Genomic DNA, 19,117 nt, shown 5'->3' on the forward strand with positions numbered 1-19,117 from the left:
CTGCGCTCAGGCGCCCGACACGGCTTCCGGCGTCGCAGCTGTCGACGCCCGCCAGCCGAGTGGCGACAGCAGCACCGAGGCGGCGACGAGCACCATCACGACGAGTGCGAGCCCGCCGTAGCCGATCCAGCCGAGCAGTGCGCCGGCGATGATCGCGCCGACGCCGCCGACGATGCTCATCGTGAAGTCGCTGATACCCTGCCGCCTGGTGCGCAGCTCCTCAGATGACGACTCGGTGAGCAGAGTGGAGCCGGCGACCGTCGACGCGCTCCACCCGAGCCCCAGCAGCACCAGCGCGACGGTCACCGCAGTCGTCGAGGCCTGGCCGAAGGAGGCCGTCAACAGCGCGGCGGCGAGCAGCGCCTGACCCACGAGGATCGTCGGCACGCGCCCCATCTTGTCGGCGAGGATGCCGAAGACCGGTGAGAGCACGTACATGCCGGCGATGTGGAGGCTGATCGTGAGACCGATGATCGACAGCGTCGCTGCCTCCGACGCCTCGTGCGTCAGGTGCGCCAGGTGCACGGGGGTCATGGCCATGACCGAGACCATCGTGCCGTGGGCCGCAGCGACCGCGAAGATCGCGTAGCGCGCGGCCACGGGCCGGTCGGCTTTGGCGATCGCTCGGCTGCCCGCCTTCGCGGAGGCCACGACGCGCTGCGCGAGCAGCAGCGGGTCGGGTCGCATCGCGACGAGGTACAGGACGATGGCGAGCCCCTGCGCGACGATCGTGAACAGGTACGCACCTGTCAGCGGCGGCATTCCGATGGCCCCGCCGATCAGCTCGCCGGGACCTGTGAGGTTCGGGCCGAGGACGGCCCCTACGGTGGTCGCCCACACCACGATCGACAGGTCACGGCCGCGGGAGGCATCCGTCGCGAGATCCGCCGCGGCGAAGCGGGACTGCAGGTTCGCGGCCTGCCCCGAGCCGATGATGAGGAATCCCGCGAGCAGCAGCGGGAACGATCGCAGCGCGACCGCGAAGATGACGAGGCCCACTCCGATGAGTGCGACTGCCATCCCCGTGGTGAGTGACAGCCTGCGGCCGCGGCGGCGGGCGATCGCTGCGAGGGGCACCGCCGTCAACGCCGTGCCGAAGGTGACGGCGGCGGCCGCAAGCCCCGAGAACGCGTCCTCGCCGGACAATTCGGCCGCCAGCACCGCACCCAGCGACAGGGTCGCACCGAACGCGAGCCCGCCGAGCACCTGCCCGCCCGACAGGACCCACACGGTGCGTCGCTGGACGCGCACGACCTCTTGAGCGCTCGGCGCGAGGTCGACCGCCGGTTCTGATCCGGTCTCAGGCATCGCGGGCGGGATTGCGGAGCGTCCCGAGCCCGGTGATCTCGACCTCGACGGTGTCGCCCGCGCTGATCTGGCCGACCCCGGCGGGGGTGCCCGTGAGGATGACGTCGCCCGGCAGAAGCGTGAAGGCGGCCGAGGCGAAGGCGATGACATCGGCGAGCGAGAAGATCATGTCGCTGATCGGCCCCTGCTGGCGGACCTCGCCGTTGAGCCGGGTCGTGATGACGGCCGGGCCGTTCACGTCGAAGTCGGTCTCGATCGCGGGGCCCAGCGGGCACGACGTGTCGAAGCCCTTGGCGCGCGCCCACTGGCCGTCCGACTTCTGCCAGTCGCGCGCCGTGAGGTCGTTCGCGATGGTGTAGCCGAACACGTAGTCCAGCGCGTTCTCGGCCGAGACGTTCTTGGCGATGCGGCCGATGACGGCGGCGAGCTCGCCTTCGAAGCTGATGAAGTCGGACCCCTTGGGCAGCACGACGGCGTCGCCCGGACCGATCACCGAGGTGTTCGGCTTGAAGAACAGCATCGGCGATGTCGGCACGTCGTTGCCCATCTCCGCCGCGTGATCGCGGTAGTTGCGGCCGACCGCCACGATCTTGGACCGGGGGATCACCGGCGCCAGCAGCGCGACGTCGGCGAGCGGCACACGCTCTCCGGTGGTCTCGTACCCGGCGAACATCGGGTCGCCCGCGAGGACGACCAGCTCGCCCTCGTCGACGATCCCGAATCTGATGGCGTCGTTGTGGCTGAAGCGCGCGATCCTCACCCGCTCAGCCTAGCGAGAAGAGCCGACGCCGGCCCGGGGGGCACCGGAACGATGAAGCGGACGGATGCCGCAGCATCCGTCCGCTCCACAAGACCGGGTGTGCGCGCGGGTCAGCCGTCGAGGCGCACGAGCCAGTTGTGCTTGTCTTCGCGGCGGCCGTACTGGATGTCGGTGAGCTCCTCGCGCAGCGACAGGGCGAGCGAGCCGGTCGGCTGCTCGTCGAGGAAGTCCTTGCCCTTGAGTACGCCGATCGGGGTGACCACGGCTGCCGTGCCGCAGGCGAACACCTCGACGATGTCGCCGGACGCGACGCCCTGCCGCCACTCGTCGAACGAGACCGCACGACCCTCGACCTTGTGGCCGCGGTCGGCCGCGAGCTGCAGGATCGAGTCGCGCGTGATGCCCTCGAGGATCGAATCGGACTGCGGGGTGACGATGGTGCCGTCCTTGTAGACGAACACCACGTTCATGCCGCCGAGCTCCTCGACGTTGCGGTCCTGGTCGAGGAAGACGACCTGGTCGCACTCGTTCTCGTACGCCTCGGACTGCGGCAGCAGGCTCGCAGCGTAGTTGCCGCCCGTCTTGGCCGCACCCGTGCCGCCCTTGCCGGCGCGGGCGTAGTCCTCGCTGAGCCAGATCGAGACCGGCTGCACGCCGCCCTTGAAGTAAGCGCCGGCGGGCGAGGCGATGACGTAGTAGCCGACCTTGTGGGCGGGACGGACGCCCAGGAACGCCTCCTTGGCGAACATGAACGGGCGCAGGTACAGGCTCTGATCGTCGCCGGAGGGCACCCACGCAGCGTCGACGGCGATGAGCTCGCGCAGCGACTGGATGAAGTACGAGACCGGCAGCTCGGGCAGCGCGAGGCGACGCGCGGAGCGCTGCAGGCGACGGCCGTTCTGGTCGGGGCGGAAGGTGTGGATGGAGCCGTCCGCGTGGCGATAGGCCTTGATGCCCTCGAAGATCTCCTGCCCGTAGTGAAGCACCGCCGCGGCGGGATCGAGCGTCAGCGGGCCGTACGGCTGGACGCGCGGTCGGTGCCATCCGCCGCCGACCGACCAGCAGATGTCGACCATGTGGTCGGTGAAGCTCGTGCCGAAGCCGGGGTTGGCGAGGATCTGCTCGCGCTCTGCGGCGCTCTTCGCCTGGAGGTTGCGGTTGACGGTGAACTCGAGAGGTGCGAGTCCGGTGTCGGGATCGGAATCGATGAGGGTCATGACGAGCCTGTGCTTTCGTGCGGTCGAGCCGCTGGATGGAGAGGCGCTTGCCGGTTCCAGGTTACGCCGGGAGCCGGCCGGCGATGGCGTCGCCGATCTGCGCAGTGCTGCGCGATGCGGTGCCCCGGTTCGCGATGTCCGTTTCGACAGCCGTGGTGACGCGCTGTGCCTCTTCGGTGAGCCCGAGGTGATCGAGCAGTAGCGAGACGGAGAGGATCGCGGCCGTGGGATCGGCCTTCTGCTGTCCTGCGATGTCGGGCGCCGATCCGTGCACGGGCTCGAACATCGAAGGGAACGCGCCGTCGGGGTTGATGTTGCCCGAGGCTGCGAGGCCGATGCCACCGGTGACGGCGCCGGCCAGGTCTGTCAGGATGTCGCCGAAGAGGTTGTCGGTGACGATCACGTCGAAGCGGCCCGGGTTCGTGACCAGGAAGATGGTTGCCGCGTCGACGTGCAGATAGTCTACGGCGACGTCAGGGTGCTCCAGCGCCACCTCGTCGACGAGGCGCTTCCAGATCCCGCCGGCGTGGACGAGCACGTTCGTCTTGTGCACGAGGGTGAGCTTCTTGCGGCGCCGCTCGGCCAGGTCGAATGCATAGCGCACCACCCGCTCGACGCCGAAGGCGGTGTTCACCGAGGTCTCGTTCGCCACCTCGTGCGGCGTGCCGGTGCGGATCGACCCGCCGTTGCCGACGTACGGCCCCTCGGTGCCTTCGCGGACGACGACGAAGTCGATGTCGCCCGGCTCGGCCAGCGGTCCCGGCACTCCCGGGTACAGCTTCGACGGGCGCAGGTTGACGTAGTGGTCCAGCTCGAAGCGCAGCTTCAGCAGCAGCCCGCGCTCGATGTTCGCGTTCTTCAGCCGCGGGTCGCCGGGCAGTCCTCCGACGGCTCCCAGGAGGATCGCATCGTGCGTCTTGATCGCGTCAAGGTCGTCGTCGGTGAGCGTGTCGCCCGTTTCGAGATAGCGGGCGGCGCCCAGCGCGTACCGCGTCTTCTCGAAACGGATGCTGCTGCCCGCGGTCGCGGCGTCGAGCACCTTCTCCGCTTCGGCGATGACCTCCGGACCGATGCCGTCACCCGGGATGACGGCCAGCTTCACGACACGCGACATGGTGCTCCTACGACTTCTGGCGGGACCCTCCCAGGGTAGTGGCCGCGATGACCCCCGCGACGACCACGAGGGCCGCCCCGATGAGCGCAGTGACCGTGACGCCGGCGTCGAACGCGGTGGCCGCCGCCTCGAACAGTGCGTCGCCCGTCGCCCCGCCGATCCGGCCGGCCGCGTGCACCGCACCGGCCAGGGTCTCAGACGAGGCCGCGGCCGCGGCATCCGGGACGCCGTCCGGTACCACGAGATTCGAGCGGTAGAGAGCCGTCAGGATGCCGCCCAGCACCGTCGTGCCGAGAACGGCGCCGAGCTCGTACGCGGTCTCGGACACTGCGCTCGCGGCGCCCGCCTTCGCGGGCGGTGCGCTCGAGAGCACCAGCTCGTTCGACACGGTCTCGGCCGCGCCGATGCCGATCCCGAGCGAGATGAACGCCGCCACGAGCGTGCCGATGCTGTCGGGCCCGGTCGCGAACGCCACCGCGACATAGCCCGCGACGGAGAACACCAGCGCCGTCGGCACCACGATGCGGGCAGGCCACTTCTTCGAGATCGGCACCACCGCGAGGCCCGCCAGGATCATCATCGCGAGGCCCGGCACGAGCGCGAGACCCGCCTGCATCGGCGACAGCCCGACGATGAGCTGCAGATGCTGCGCGACGAAGAAGAGGAAGCCGACCAGCGCGATCACGCTGAGGAGGTTCACCAGCAGCGCGCCGCTGAACGTGCCGAGACCGAACAGCCGCATGTCGAGCATCGGGGTCTTGGCGCGCAGCTGGCGACGCACGAAGAGCACGCCGAAGCCGAGGCCCACGAGCATCGGCAGCCACGCGGCGACCGTGAACCCGTGCACCGCGAGCTCCTTGATGCCGTAGACGATCGGGATCATCGTCGCCATCGACAGCGCGATGCTGAGCGGGTCGATGCGGCCCGGCTTGGGGTCGCGACTCTCCGGCACGAGCAGCGGCGCCAGCACCAGCAGCGGAATGAGCACAGGGACCGAGAGGAGGAACACCGAGCCCCAAGAGAAGTGCTCGAGCAGCAGTCCGCCGACGACCGGGCCGAGTGCGGCACCGGCGGAGAACATCGACGCCCACACCGCGATCGCGAGACGCCGCTGATCGCGGTCGGTGAAGATGCTGCGCAGCAGCGAGAGCGTCGACGGCATCAGCATCGCGCCGAACACGCCCATCGCCGCGCGCGCCGCGATCAGCCACACGGCGCTCGGCGCGAAAGCCGCGAGCACGGACACGGCGGCGAAGCCGGTCGCGCCGATGAGCAGCATCCGTCGCCGTCCGAACCGGTCGCCGAGCGTGCCCATCGTGACGAGCAGACCCGCGAGCACGAGCGGGTATGCGTCGATGATCCACAGCTGCTGGGCGCTCGACGGCCCCAGTTCGAGCGCGATCGACGGCAGCGCGAAGCTCAGCACCGTGTTGTCGACCGAGACGAGCAGCACCGGCAGCATCAGCACGACCAGCGCCGCCCAGCCGCGCCAGCCGACCTTCCGCCCCTGGGCGTCGGCGAGCGAGAGTTCTTGAGTGAGTGTCATCATTTCTATACCGTCCAGCCGGTATAGTAACAGAATGCTCAGACACCCGTCGATACGATCGAGGCCATGAGCCGTCCTCCCCTCGCCCGCGAGAAGGTGCTCGACGCCTTCGAGCAGATCCTGATCGAGGAGGGCGAGCGAGCCGCGACGATGGACGCCACCGCCAAGGCCGCGGGCGTCTCCAAGGGCGGCCTGCTGTACCACTTCGGCACGAAGGAAGCTCTCGCAGCCGCGCTCATCGACCGGCTGCGGGAGCTCGTGCAGGCGGACGTCGACAGGATGGCGTCGGCGCCGGAGGGCCCGATCGCCTACTTCCTGCACACGTCGGTCATGGCGAACGACCCGATCGACCGAGCCATCCTCGCGACGTCGCGACTGGCCCAGGGAGGCGACGCGACGGCGAGCGACGCGCTGCGGCACATCAGAGAAGACTGGGCCGCCGTGCTTCAACCCCACACCAGGGACGCCACGGCGCTCGATCTCGTGATGCTCGTGAGCGACGGCCTCTACTTCAACAACGCCCTCGCGGGCGGCTCCATCCCCGGTCCGGTCCCTCGCGGCGAGGCGCTCGACGCGCTGGTCGCGCTGGTGGAGCGCGCCGCGCGACCCTGACCTGCGCCGGGTCTCGCCCGCACGCAACGACGGATGCCCCGCCCCGGCCCTCGCCGAGGACTCAGGGACGCGGCATCCGTCGTGGAATCAGGACTCGGTGATCTCGATCTGGCGGAACAGATCTGCCTGGATAGCGGTGCTCACCTCGTCGAGCAGGGCGTCGGGCACCGGCGAGTCGACCGTGAGGACCGACAGCGCCTGGCCGCCGGCCGTCTGGCGCGCGATCTGCATGCCGGCGATGTTGATGCCCGCCTCGCCAAACTTCTGGCCGTAGATCGCGACGATGCCGGGTCGATCGGTGTACAGCATGACGACGTGGTTCGTCTCGATCGGCAGCTCGATCGCGTAGTCGTTGATGCCGACGAGCTTCTCGACCTGCTTCGGGCCGGTGAGCGTGCCCGAGATCGCGAGCTGCGAGCCGTCCGACAGGGCGCCGCGCAGGGTGATGACGTTGCGGTACTCAGGGCTGTCGTCGTCGACGAGCAGGCGCACCTCGACGCCGCGCTGTTCGGCGAGCAGCGGCGCGTTCACGTACGACACGGTCTCGCTGACGATGTTCGTGAAGACGCCCTTCAGCGCGGCGAGCTTGAGAACGCTGACGTCGTAACCCTGCAGCTCGCCGTGCACCTCGACGTCGAGGCTCGTGAGCGGCGACCTCGCGAGCGCCGAGAAGATCTGGCCGAGCTTCTCGACGAGCGGGATGCCGGGGCGCACATACGGGTCGATGACGCCGCCCGCGACGTTCACGGCGTCCGGAACGAGCTCGCCGCCGAGCGCGAGACGCACCGACCTCGCGACCGAGACGCCCGCCTTCTCCTGCGCCTCTTCGGTGGAGGCGCCGAGGTGCGGGGTGACGACGACGTTCGGAAGATCCAGCAGTGCCGCAGCGGTGCCGCCCTCCGCGGGGGGCTCCGAGGTGAAGACGTCCAGGCCTGCGCCCGCGATCTCGCCGGCAGTGAGGGCGGCGTGGAGGGCCTCCTCATCGATGAGGCCGCCGCGCGCGACGTTCACCACGTACGCGGTCGGCTTCATGATCTTGAACTGCTCTGCGCCGATCATGCCCGTGGTCTCGGGGGTCTTCGGCATGTGGATCGTGACGAAGTCGCTCTGCTCGAGCAGCTCGTCGAGCGTGACCAGCTGCACGCCGAGCTGCTGTGCACGGGCACTCGTGACGTAGGGGTCGTAGGCGATGACGCGCACATCGAACGCCTGCAGGCGGGCCGTGATCAGAGCGCCGATGCGGCCGAGACCGATGATGCCGACGGTCTTCTCGAAGAGCTCGGTGCCGGTGTACGAGCTGCGCTTCCACGCGCCGCCCGAGAGCGACGCGTGCGCGGCGGGAATGCGGCGCGCGAGGCTGAGGATGTGACCGACCGTGAGCTCCGCCGCCGAGATGATGTTGGAGGTCGGCGCATTGACGACCATGACGCCGGCGGTGGTGGCCGTCTTGATGTCGACGTTGTCGAGGCCGACGCCGGCGCGGGCGACGACCTTGAGGACGGGCGCGGCGGCGATCGCCTCGGCGTCGATCTTCGTCGCCGAGCGGATCAGCACCGCGTTGGCGTCGGCAAGGGCCGAAAGAAGTGCGGGGCGGTCGGTGCCGTCGACGTTGCGCACGTCGAAGTCAGGACCCAGGGCATCGATCGTGGCGGGAGAGAGCTCTTCGGCGATCAGGACGACAGGCTTCGGCACGGGTGTTCCTTAGTGGGGCGGTGCGCGAACGCGCGGAGCAGAACCGGATGCCGCGCCGCACGCCGTCGGGGGGCGAGGCCTGTGCCAGCCTACCGCCCGCGCGGCGGAGCGCCCGACCGTATGACGGCCTGCGGCAGGCTCAGCCCAGGAAGGACGCGGAGTTGAGCGTGGTGTACGCGACCACGTTCAGCCAGAACACCGCTACCAGCGCGAGGCCGGTGAGCATCACGAGGAGGAGCTCGTGCGGTGCGCGCCGGTAGCCGATCGCGAAAGCTCCGCCCCACACGAGCAGCGGGAACACCGCGGCGAAGATCCAGATGAACCACCCGAGGGCGTTGAGCGAGACGCCCGCGCCCCCGAATGTCTGAAGCGTGATCACGAGGTTGCCGATCGCGTTCCAGACCGCGTAGGCGTAGAACAGGCCCACAGCGCCCGAGATCGTCGCCACGAGCCACGTGGGCGTCTTGCCGCGCTTCGCGGCCGAAGGCGCAGCATCCATCGCGTTCTCGCTCATTGTCCGATAGCCCCGATCATCACGAAAGGCCAGGGCAGCAGCAGCACGACCCCGGCCGCGAGCCACGTGAACCGCAGCCACGCGCGCGAGGCGCGGGTCAGCAGCAGGGTCGTGGCGAACCACAGCAGGGGGGCCAGCACGGCGAGCCACAGGCTTCCCTGGTACATCACGTCGGTCACGAGGTACTGGGCCCTCCCCTGCAGGCGCAGGCCTCCGATGAGCCAGCCGATCGCGAAGAGGGCGTACACGCCGCCGAGCACGCCGAACGCGATCAGAGCGCCGTTGCCCATCGGCCGGCGGTCGGGGGCGGTGGCGGTGGGCGCTTCGGGCACCGATTCCGCCGCCGGCGCGTCGGCGGAGCCGAGCGTCTCGCTGCCCTTGCCGACGGCGGTGAAGCCCTTCGGGAGTTCGGCCGGGGATGCCGCGGCCGCAGTCTCGGGCTCCTCCTCCGGCTCGCCGGTTCCGCCGTGGTCGAGCGTGGGATCGTCGTCGCCGTCCCACGTGAGGGCGTCGTCGTCGCGTCCGGTCGTCACGTTCTCAGCGTAGTGCCGCGGCCCGGCAAGCCCGGATGCCACCCGCGGTGGTCGCGGCACCCGGGCCCGCGTCGCTCATTCGAAGAGCCGCAGCATCAGCGTGTGCCAGGTGACCGGGCCCACGATCCCATCGACCGGCGGGGCGAACAGCTGCTGGAACTCGCGGACGGCGGCGTCGGTGGCCGGACCGAAGTCGCCGTCGACGGTGAGCCCGGCGAGGAGCGTCTGCACGGCGCGCACGGCCTCGCCCTTCGGGCCTGCGGGCCCGTCGCCCTGCTTCACGGTGATGATGAGGCTCGGCCAGTCGAGTTGTCCGAGCGTCGTCGAGATCTCGACGGCGCGCAGCGTCTGCTGGAAGGCCTTCACGGCCTGACCGCTCTGCGGGCCGAACGCGCCGTCGGCCGCGATGGTCGCACCGTGCGCACGCAGCAGGTGCTGCGCGGCGAGGACGCGCCAGTTGGTGGCCTGCGACGACCCCTGCTTCACGAGCGCCCACGGCCGGTCGCCCGGCATGAACGTGCTGAAGAACGACCAGGTCTCGCGGCCGGCGACGCCGTCGATGGTGAGGCCCCACGACTCCTGGAAGAACTCGACCCGCTCCTTGGTGATCGGGCCGAAGCTCCCGTCCACGACGAGCGGAGGCTCCCCCGGGGACCGCGCGAGCCCGAACTGCTGGACGGCGCGCACCGCGTCGCCGGTCGACCCCTGCTGCACGGCGATGACGAGCTTGGGCCACGTCACGGGTCCGACGATGCCGTCGGCGGGTACGGCATGCGCGGTCTGGAAGGCCGTGACCGCTGCGGTGGTCGCGGGGTCGTACGTCCCGGTGACGGCCACAGCATGGCCGTGGGCTCGCAGGAGGTACTGGATGCCGGGGACGATCGCCGACGACGATCCCGGTCCGACGGTGCTCCACGGTTCGACGTTCATGACAGCTCCTCTGTTCTGAGTGGAATGCGGGGTCGCGCGTCCCCTCCCGCTTCCGAGGCGATCCCCGCGTGGCCTGATACCTCAGTCGCGCACGAGGGTGACGGCATCGGTCACCACCGCCTTCGCGTACTGCAGCGCCAGCGGCACGGCGAACTTGTCGTCACCCTCGGTGTAGCGGTGCTGGAGCCCCTGCGCAAGGATCCGCCATGGCCGCTCGTTCGACGGGGTCGCGGCGTCGCCGTCGTCGGGAACGAACTGCGTGTAGTCATAGGGATGACTCGCGGTCGCACCGAGCGGGACAGAGAAGGTGTCCACCGCCAGCACGCCGGCGGCGAGATCGACCTGCAGCAGCCGCTGGAAGCCCGTCGCCCGCTCCCCCGTCGGGGTGCGGAACTCCTGGTAGTCCGCGAGCGCCTCGAGCACGGTGTGCCCCGGGATGCCCCCGGCGTTCTCGGTGACGATCGCGCCGAGCCCGTGGAAGTGGCCGGACAGCACGAGGACCACATTGCGGTTCGGCGCGACGACGCGCTCCCACAGCCGGTCGCCGTGCGAGACCCATCGCGACGTGGTCGAACGCTCCGCGTCGTCTTCGGCGGTCGCCGGCGTGAGGTGCTCATGCGTCGAGATGACGATGTTCGCGTCCCGGTGAGAGGCGATGACCTCCTCGGCCCACGCGATCTCCCGGTCGTCATAGGCGTAAGGCAGCGAGACCATGACGAACCGTGCGCCGCCGGCCTCGAACGAGGACCAGTTCGCGCTGTTGTCGTCGGGCGTGAGCGAACCGCCGAACCACGGCTGGTCCCGGTACCTCTCCGGCCCGAAGTATTCGTTGAACAGGTCGTTGCTCACGCCCCGCTTGTTGTCGTGATTGCCCGGAAGCACGCTGTTGGCGATGCCGTTCGCATCCAGCACCCCCTGCAGCCGCGACGCCACCTCGTACTCCCGCCGGGCACGATCCTCGGGCTGGGCCGGATCGACCCAGTTCTGGATCAGGTCGCCGGTGTGGGTGACGAAGGCGAGCTTTCGCGCGCCGGCGTTCTCGGCGAGCCACGCCACCTCGCCCGCGTACACCTCGGGGTACGCCTCCGAGTAGTACTGCGTGTCGGTGATGTGCCCGAGCGCGAGGTCGTAGTCCGCGGGGTCGGCGAGTCCGTCCGCGTCGCGCGCCGCGGACTCCGTCCTCGGCACCACCTGCACCAGCAGGTCGACCGTGCCGCCGACCACCTCCTCGCCACGCACGACGCCCTCCAGCCGGATCGGTGCGGTGGCGGCCGCATCCGTCGCCGTCGCCGTGCCGGCGGCTTCGTCGAGGGCGCGCCAACCCGCGCGGCGCGCGGTTGCGGCGGCAGGAACCCAGACCGACAGCCGCACTTCGGCCCGCCCGACGGAGCGCCCTTGCCACGAGACGGTCCCGCCCTCGTCGGGCAGGCGCACGCGCATCCGCACATAGGGCAGGTCGTACCCGTCGTCGCGAGCCGCCGGATCGGCGGTGGAGACCTCCCGCTCGTCGGGCGCAGTCCGGCTGGTGAGCGGCGAGGGCCAGGACCCGGCGTGGGCCGCCTGCACCTCCAGCGGGGTGCCGTCCCCGTCCGCCGGCGCGACCGCGACCGCGATGGCCGCGGCCCGGCCCGCGGCCGCATCACCCGTGGCCGCATCGACCGCGTCCGATCGGGCGTCGTCGAGCGCGTGTCGGATCACGTCGTCCGCAGACAGCCCACGGCGCGGGGCGACCACCCCCGGGCTCTCCGGGGCCGGGACGAAGTCACTCGCGTCATCGCCGGTGAACGCGGTGCGCTGCAGCGTCTCGCCGCGCAGCCGGTCTACGGCGAAGGTCGACAGCGCGAGTCCTTTCGTGCACGGGCTCGGGACGTCCACGCTGTCGTCCATCTCGTTGCGGTGGAAGATGCCGACGCTGTCGACGCGGTGTCCCTCGGCGTCCTGCACCCACACGCCGGCTCCCGCGAGCTCGAGCGGCTCGGGGTACGCCGCGTCGGCGGCACCGGCCGCGGGTGTTCCTTGGAGGGCGGCCGTCCACGTGTCGTCAGGACCCAGCACCGTGCCCGAAGCCACGACGGCGAGGTCGTCCGACCGTCGGAAGCCGTCGGCACCGCACGCGACGAGCGTCCAGCCGGAGATGTCGACCTCTCGCGCGCCGAAGTTCGCGAGCTCGACGAAGTTGCGCCGGGGCATCCCGTCGAGCTCGGGGTCGGTGGCGATCTCGCTCACCGCCACCCCCGGAGGGCCGTCGTACCCGAACGCCGGCGCGATGGATGCCGAGACCGTCCGAACCGCGTTCGGTGCGCCCGGCGTGCGACTCGCGATCGCGAAGCCGCCGTCGGCCTGCCGCTGCCAGCTCTGCCCCGTGCGGTAGTCCAGCGTCGAGGGCAGCTTGTCGCGTCCGGTCTGGCAGGCGGTGTCCTCCCGCGAGGACACCCCGACGCCGTCGACACGACGTCCGTCGGCGTCGACGAGGAGGGCACCGTGCACGAGATCGGCCAGCGACGTCTCGACGCGGATGTCCGCGTGTTCCGCGAATCCGGGACCTCCGATCACCAGGCGCTCACCCGGAGGCAGCGCGGCGCCCGCGCCGAACACGTGCTGGAGCGCTTCGGTCGGGACCGCTCCGGTGGCGGTGCAGCGGTAGAGCCGCCAGCCGTCGAGGTCCACGACCGCCGTGCCGTCGTTCACGAGCTCGATGAAGTCGTCGCCGCGCCCGGCCGGGCCCGCCGCGGCGATCTCGGACACCCGCACCGGCTCGGCGGCGGCGTTCGCAAGCCGGTTCGGCTCCCCGGCGGTCGCGACGGCGCGCACCCAGCGCCCGTCGTCGGACGACCCTGCGCGCTGCCAGCTCTCGCCGAGCGCCGCCGCTGTGGTCACCGGCAGCTCGACACCCCCGCCGCATTCCGACGTCGTCCGAACGGGATCGTCCGAGTACGCCGCCAGAGCGTCGGCGATCCCGCCCGACGGGGCGACGACGATGAGCCCGTACCCGCGCTCGGAGAGACGGGGTGTGGGGAACGCTCGCCGCTCCCCGGCCGCGAGGACGACTCCGCCCAGGTCCGCCTCGGGATCCGACGGGCGAGAGCGCAGACCCTCGTCGTCGCAGCGGAAGACCGCGTACCCCGTGAGGTCGACCGGGCGATCCCCCGGATTCGCGAGTTCGAAGAACCCGGAAGCCGATCCCCGAACGCCTGCCGGCGAGACCTCGACGAGCGACACCGTGCCCGTCGACGCGACGATTCGGCGCGATTCCGCCGCACCGGCGGGAGAGCCGACCGAGGCCGCGATCCCGACGAGGAGAACGGATGCCGCAAGGATTGTGGTCACACGGTTCGTGGCGCGCACGCCCTGACCGTGTCCCGGCGAGGTGAACCGTCGCGGGCCCCGCGGCGATCATCCGGTGTACGGCTGCGGGACGGTTGCCTCAGCCGGCCGCGGCGACGGCCTCCGCAACGACGGCGGGGTCGGTGACGTCGTGCCCCGCCGAGCCGCCGCCGGGACCGGACGGAGCATCGCGGCCCGCGCGCCCTCGCGCCGACAGGTGCACCGCGTCGACACCGGCCGCGAACAGTGCGGGGATGTCGGCCGGCAGCACGCCGCCGCCCGCCATGACCTCGACGCTTCCCGAGCGCGCCGCGAATGCGGCGAGCATGGCCACCCCGTCGATGGAGCGCGGAGCACCGCCCGAGGTGAGCACGCGGTCGACACCCTCGGCCACCAGCGCGTCGAAGACGGCCGCCGGATCGGCGGCGGCGTCGACGGCGCGGTGGAACACGAGCGTCGCCGGGCCCGCGGCATCCCGCCATCTGCGCAGTGCGTCGACGTCGAGGCCGCCCGCCGAGGTCAGTGCGCCGACGACCACGCCGCCCGCGCCGCGCTCGACGCACGCGCGGATGTCGGCACACACCAGCGCGACCTCGTCGGGCTCGTAGACGAACCCGCCGCCGCGGGGGCGTACGAGCACGTTCACAGTCGCGGGGTCGACGGCCGCGAGCACGGCTTCGAGGGTGGCGAGCGACGGCGTCAGCCCGCCGAGGTCGAGGGCCTGGCACAGCTCGAGACGGGCGGCCCCGGCCGCGATCGCGGAGCGGGCCCCTGCGGGGTCTTGGACGGCGATCTCGACAGGGCGCGGAGCGGACATGCCGTGAGCCTAGTCCGGCGGTGCGCCCCACCGCAGACACGGCGAGACCCGCCGCACTCCCGGGCGGCGGGTCTCGACGGAATCAGGAGAATCGCAGCTGCCGCGGCCTCGTGAAGAGGTGCCGGAACCACAAGCCGATGCCTGTGGAGACGCGTGACGCCGGGCTTTCCGGCGTGATCGTCGCGCCACGATCGGCGATGCTGCGGAGAATCTCGTTCTCGCGATCCAGGGCGGCCGCCCGCTCGCGATCGAGCCGGTCGGCCGTGAAGGTCAGGGTGCTCCCGTCCATGGCCGTTCCTTTCATGATGCTCGCCCGGGTTGGCGAGGGTTGTGTGATGTGAGTCGCGGTCGCGGTGCGGTGATACGCCGGGCCGTGAACACAGCGTCGCGGCATCCGGTATCGGAATCGTGCCCGCCCGGTACTGGTCCGGTACTGATCCGGAGCGGATGCCGTTGACGCTCGTATCGGCGGAGATCACACTGCAACCATGGCCATCAGGGTCCTGGGGCCGCTCGACACGGGGACAGAGCAGACCCTGAGCCCGCGGGAGCGGGTTGTGCTCGCCGCACTCATCGTGCGAGCGGGACGGACTGTCGCGCCGGGCGATCTCGCGCAGGCGTGCTGGGGCGAGGACCCGCCGCGCACGTGGCCGCAGCAGGTCAAGACCTGCGTCGCGCGCATCCGGGCCGGGCTCGGAAGCGCCGCCATCGTGACGCGGGGCTCCGAGTACAGCCTCGGCATCGACCCGGCCACGATCGATGCATTCGAATTCGAGCGCCTCGTCTCGAGCGCTCGGCAGCATGCGCTGCACGACGAGCACGATCGCGCGGTCGATGCGTACCGGCGGGCGCTCGAACTGTGGCGCGGCGAGCCCTACGCCGAACTCGCGGACTGGGAGCCTGCGGCGGTGGAGGCCGAGCGCCTCATCGAGATCCGCGACAGCGCCCAGGAGGAGCTGCTCGAAGCACGACTGGCGGAAGGCGAGCATCGCGCCGTCATCGCCGACGCGGAGCGCCTCGTGCGCGCGGCACCGCTTCGCGAGGATCGCTGGGCGATCCTCGCGATCGCGAACTACCGCGCCGGCCGGCAGGCGGAGGCGCTCGCGACCGTCCGCGCTGCGCGCGTCCGGCTCGCGGAGGAACTCGGCATCGACATCGGTCCGCGCCTGGGCGAACTCGAATCGTCGATGCTGCAGCAGGATCCCGCGCTCATGCTCGTCAAGACGCAGCATCGCGTCAGCGATTCGTGCCCATACCGCGGCCTTGCGGCCTACTCGATCGTCGACGCGGACGAGTTCTTCGGACGGGAGGGCGATATCGACACCCTCCTGCAGCGCGTGCGCCCGGGGACGCTGACCGCCGTGGTCGGCGCGTCCGGATCGGGGAAGTCGTCCCTCGTGTTCGCCGGTCTCCTCCCGCACGCGTCGGAAGGCCGTCGGGTCGCCGTCGTCACTGCGGGGCGCGAGGCCGCCGCCCACCTGCGGGCGCGCATCGAGCAGCGCGGCGCCGACGACATCGTGGTCGTCGACCAATCGGAAGCGCTTTTCCAGCTCCCCGAGCAGGAGCGGGAGGAACTGTGCACGCTGGTCGCCGGCGTCCTCGCAGCCGGGTCGGCGGTCGTCTTGACTCTTCGCAGCGACTTCCTCGACAGGGCGACGGGGCTGCCTCATATCGGCACGCTCATCGGCCGCGGGGTCTATGCCATCGGGCCGTTGAGTCTCGCCGGACTCCGCGAGGCGATCGAGTACCCCGCGACGCGCGCGGGTCTCCGCCTCGAACCGGGACTGGTCGAGCTGGTCGTGAGGGATGCCGACGACCGGCGCAGCACGCTGCCCCATGTCTCGCACGCCCTGGTCGAGACCTGGATCCGGCGCGAGGGAGCCACGCTCACCGTCGCCGGATATGAGGCATCCGGGGGGATCGTCGGCGCCATCGCACAGTCGGCCGAGAGCCTTTACCGGTCGCTCGACGACGAGGATGCGGGTGCCTGCCGATCCCTCATGCTGCGCCTCGTTCACCGCGGAGTCGACGGCGCGTCGGTGCGCCGCACCGCTCAGCTGGCACCGCTCGTCGCGGATCCGGCTCGCCGCAGGGTGCTCGATCGCCTCGTGACCGCGCGTCTGCTCGCGACCGACGGCGACGAGGTCTCTGTCGCCCACGAAGCCGTGGCCACGGCGTGGCCTCGTCTGGACGGTTGGCTGGAGGAGGATGCCGAGGGTGCGCGCCTCGTCGCGACGGTGGCGACCGCTGCCGAGCTGTGGAGCGGCGCCGGCAGGCGGGACGAGGATCTGCTCCGCGGAGCCCGGTTGCATGCCGCGCTGGACTGGCGGGACGAGGCACAGCCCGATCTCACCGCAGTGGAGCGAGAGCTGCTCGACGCGTCGGCCGAGCGCGAGCAGGACGAGGTGCGCGAGCTCGGCGAGCGGGCGGCCCGCGAGAAGCGGAGCAACCGACGTCTCCGATGGGCTGTCGGCGGCGCCGGAGTGCTGCTCGTGGCTGCCATCGTCGGTGGCAGCCTCGCAGCGATCCGAGGCGGCGAAGCGCAGGTCGCCGCAGAGAACGCGAGCGTCGAGGCGCTCGTGGCGACTTCGCTCTCGCTGCTCGATCAGGATCGGGAGGCGGCCGCGCTCCTCGCTGCGGAGGCATACCGCAGGTGGCCCGAAGATCCGCGGACGCGATCCGCGCTCTGGGGTGTCATGACGAACTCGGGAGGAGTCGTCGCCGTTCACCACGGAGGCGACGCGTCCGTTCCTTGGCTGGATGTCGTTCCGGGCACGGACACCGCGGTTCGGGTGTCGGTGGCGCCGGCCGATCCGACAGCGTCCATCGTAGACATCGTGGATGTCGCGACCGGCGAGTCCCTGCGCGTGCTGGACACCGCTCTGCCGGCGGCCGAGGGCGCATCGGAGCGCAGCGTCTCGGTGAGCCCGGATGGATCCGTCGCGGCGATCAGCGTGTTCGTCCATCCCGACCCGCCGGCCGACGATACGTGCTGCTGGACGCACCTGTCGGTGATCGATCTCGCGACAGGAGGATCTCGGCCCGAAATCGACGTCGTTCACGCAATACTGACCACTGGCGCGGCATGGGATGCGGCGAGCCGGAACTTCTTCATGGCCGACGCGAACACGGCCGACCTGATCTCGGTCGACGCGACATCGGGTGTGGTGCGGGCCTCGAGCGGCTGGGCATCCTCCGCGCAGCAACCCCTGAATCAGGTGCAGTTCTACGCAGCCCCGGCCGTGATCGACGACCGCCTCGTCGCCGTCGGCGCCGGCCACGAGATCCGGATGTACGACCAGCACTCGCTCGCGCTCACGCGCACGATCCCCTTCGACGACGACCGATCCAGCGAGGCGCTCATCACCGACGGCCGGGGTGGCCTCGTGGCCGCGGGGTGGGACGGCACTGTCCGCATCGCCCCCGACGGCACCGTGGCGTGGCGTCGCTACGGGGACGCGACCGCGACCTGCGTGGCTCTGCACCTTGCGTCCGCCGACACGATCGCGTGCGGATCCTACGGAGGGCTGTCGCTGCTCGATCTCGACACCGGCGAGCCGACAGGGGCGGGGGCACCGCTCCAGTACAACCGCAAGGCGTTCTTCGACACCATCGACGACGAGTCGCTGCTCGCGTTCCCCACGGTCCCCGCGGTCTGGCTGCGCTGGCGGATCGACGGCGGCGGCGCGGGAGCGGACGTCGTCGCGAAAGGACGCGAACTTCTCGAAGGACCCGAGGCGGGAGGCTCTCTCGTCGTCACCCAGCCGTCGGGCGGCGGTTCCATGCAGCTGTGGGACATCGACCGCGACGTCCCCGTCGGGAAGGAGTCGGCGCGGATCATCCCGCTCGGCAGCGGTGTGGTCGCGCGCTTCGCCGAGTACGAGCCGGGTCCCCTGTTCGCCCGGTATGAGCCCCGGTGGGGTCGGCCGACGCTCGAGCGCGTGTCGACGGAAGAAGAGATCCCGCTGCGCATACCGGACCTGCCGGACTCGGTGACCCTCTTCCCGGGCGGCTGGGCGACTCCCGCCTTCGCCGCGTGGCCCGAGGGCGTCGTCGCCTTCGATCCTTCGACGGGCCGGGCCCTCGGCCCCATCGTCACGCCTCCAGAGGGCCGCTTCGCGACGGTGACATCGGTGAGCGAGACGCCCGACTCCACGCTGGCGGTGATCACCTGGTGGAATGAGGAGCGAGCAGCCTCCGAGACCGGCGTCTTCGACTTCACGACCGGCGAGCTCCTCGCACGCGGTCTCTTCGGTCTGGAAGGAAGCCTCGCCGTCGACGATGACCGCATGATCGGCGTGGCGGCCGACGACGCGCGGATCTACGACCTTCGCACACTCGAGCCGCTGGTGGCCCTCCCCCGAGCGGCGGGAGGCGGCAATCGGATCGGGGTCAGCGCCGACGGTCGCACGCTGCTGAACGTCGGATACAACAACACGCTCACGCTCTACGATCTGGCGGGAAACGTGGCCCTCGCAGCCCCTCTCGACGGCCGTGCGGACGCGACCCGCATCTCCGGCGGGTTCCTCACGGCGGACGGCCAGACTCTGATGGAGGCTCTGCCGAACGGCATCCGGATCTGGGATCTGCGCGCCAGGCAGCAGGCGACTCAGGCGTGCGCGCTGGCCGGGCGAGAGCTCACCGCGGACGAATGGTCGACATACTTCGCGGGCGAGGAGCAGGTGAAGACGTGCACCGCGCTGGTCTCAGCCGCCGCCACCGACTGAGACCGGCTTGCGGACCGCGGCTC

Annotated in this window: 14 protein-coding genes; 2 read left to right on the forward strand and 12 right to left on the reverse strand. The window is 70.9% G+C overall.

Annotated features, from left to right (window positions below; genetic code table 11):
* Nucleotides 1-6: 6 nt before the first annotated feature.
* The 5 genes from RS82_RS07365 to RS82_RS07385 all read right to left on the reverse strand — a co-directional run bounded on the left by RS82_RS07365 (nucleotide 7) and on the right by RS82_RS07385 (nucleotide 5,948).
* A complete protein-coding gene (locus RS82_RS07365) occupies nucleotides 7-1,308 on the reverse strand; it encodes an MFS transporter (RefSeq protein ID WP_045297942.1) in 1,302 nt (433 codons plus the stop codon).
* Nucleotides 1,301-2,068: a fumarylacetoacetate hydrolase family protein gene (locus RS82_RS07370; protein WP_045297943.1), complete on the reverse strand. Its 768-nt coding sequence runs from the start codon at nucleotides 2,066-2,068 to the stop codon at nucleotides 1,301-1,303. The genes RS82_RS07365 and RS82_RS07370 overlap by 8 nt, the downstream gene beginning before the upstream one ends.
* A 110-nt stretch (nucleotides 2,069-2,178) precedes the next feature.
* Entirely contained in the window at nucleotides 2,179-3,285 is a 1,107-nt protein-coding gene (locus tag RS82_RS07375) for a branched-chain amino acid aminotransferase (RefSeq protein WP_045297944.1), read from the reverse strand.
* 61 nt (nucleotides 3,286-3,346) lie between these two features.
* A complete protein-coding gene (locus RS82_RS07380; protein WP_045297945.1) occupies nucleotides 3,347-4,399 on the reverse strand; it encodes a 3-isopropylmalate dehydrogenase in 1,053 nt (350 codons plus the stop codon).
* Between the two features lie 7 nt (nucleotides 4,400-4,406).
* Nucleotides 4,407-5,948 (reverse strand): MFS transporter, encoded by a 1,542-nt coding sequence (locus RS82_RS07385; RefSeq protein ID WP_396653182.1) that lies wholly within the window; start codon nucleotides 5,946-5,948, stop codon nucleotides 4,407-4,409.
* 63 nt (nucleotides 5,949-6,011) lie between these two features.
* On the opposite strand from RS82_RS07385, the gene RS82_RS07390 reads away from it, so the two are divergent.
* Nucleotides 6,012-6,557, forward strand: coding sequence for a TetR/AcrR family transcriptional regulator (locus RS82_RS07390; RefSeq protein ID WP_045297946.1), 546 nt, complete (start codon nucleotides 6,012-6,014; stop codon nucleotides 6,555-6,557).
* An 87-nt stretch (nucleotides 6,558-6,644) separates the two neighbouring features.
* On the opposite strand, the gene serA is transcribed toward RS82_RS07390, so the two are convergent.
* The 7 genes from serA to RS82_RS07425 form a co-directional block, all read right to left on the reverse strand.
* The gene (gene serA / locus RS82_RS07395; RefSeq protein ID WP_045297947.1) at nucleotides 6,645-8,249 is read right to left on the reverse strand and encodes a phosphoglycerate dehydrogenase; all 1,605 of its coding nucleotides are present in this window, start codon (nucleotides 8,247-8,249) and stop codon (nucleotides 6,645-6,647) included.
* A 139-nt stretch (nucleotides 8,250-8,388) separates the two neighbouring features.
* Complete coding sequence (locus RS82_RS07400) at nucleotides 8,389-8,763, reverse strand: hypothetical protein (RefSeq protein ID WP_045297948.1); 375 nt, start codon at nucleotides 8,761-8,763, stop codon at nucleotides 8,389-8,391.
* A complete protein-coding gene (locus RS82_RS07405) occupies nucleotides 8,760-9,296 on the reverse strand; it encodes a hypothetical protein (RefSeq protein WP_045297949.1) in 537 nt (178 codons plus the stop codon). The genes RS82_RS07400 and RS82_RS07405 overlap by 4 nt, the downstream gene beginning before the upstream one ends.
* Nucleotides 9,297-9,371: 75 nt before the next feature.
* Nucleotides 9,372-10,226, reverse strand: a complete 855-nt coding sequence (locus RS82_RS20660) for a peptidoglycan-binding domain-containing protein (protein ID WP_052676738.1) — start codon at nucleotides 10,224-10,226, stop codon at nucleotides 9,372-9,374.
* An 81-nt stretch (nucleotides 10,227-10,307) separates the two neighbouring features.
* Nucleotides 10,308-13,571 (reverse strand): lamin tail domain-containing protein, encoded by a 3,264-nt coding sequence (locus RS82_RS20665; protein ID WP_084695510.1) that lies wholly within the window; start codon nucleotides 13,569-13,571, stop codon nucleotides 10,308-10,310.
* Nucleotides 13,572-13,650: 79 nt separating this feature from the next.
* Nucleotides 13,651-14,367 carry a copper homeostasis protein CutC gene (locus RS82_RS07420; RefSeq protein ID WP_045297950.1) on the reverse strand — a complete coding sequence of 239 codons (717 nt, stop codon included), beginning with the start codon at nucleotides 14,365-14,367 and terminating at the stop codon, nucleotides 13,651-13,653.
* Between the two features lie 82 nt (nucleotides 14,368-14,449).
* Nucleotides 14,450-14,656 carry a hypothetical protein gene (locus RS82_RS07425; protein WP_045297951.1) on the reverse strand — a complete coding sequence of 69 codons (207 nt, stop codon included), beginning with the start codon at nucleotides 14,654-14,656 and terminating at the stop codon, nucleotides 14,450-14,452.
* A 199-nt stretch (nucleotides 14,657-14,855) separates the two neighbouring features.
* Here RS82_RS07425 and RS82_RS07430 point away from each other — a divergent pair, with 199 nt between their 5' ends.
* Nucleotides 14,856-19,094 carry an nSTAND1 domain-containing NTPase gene (locus tag RS82_RS07430; RefSeq protein ID WP_084695511.1) on the forward strand — a complete coding sequence of 1,413 codons (4,239 nt, stop codon included), beginning with the start codon at nucleotides 14,856-14,858 and terminating at the stop codon, nucleotides 19,092-19,094.
* The last annotated feature ends 23 nt before the right edge of the window (nucleotides 19,095-19,117 follow it).

The organism is Microbacterium trichothecenolyticum (assembly GCF_000956465.1).
Classification (GTDB): Bacteria; Actinomycetota; Actinomycetes; order Actinomycetales; family Microbacteriaceae; genus Microbacterium; species Microbacterium trichothecenolyticum.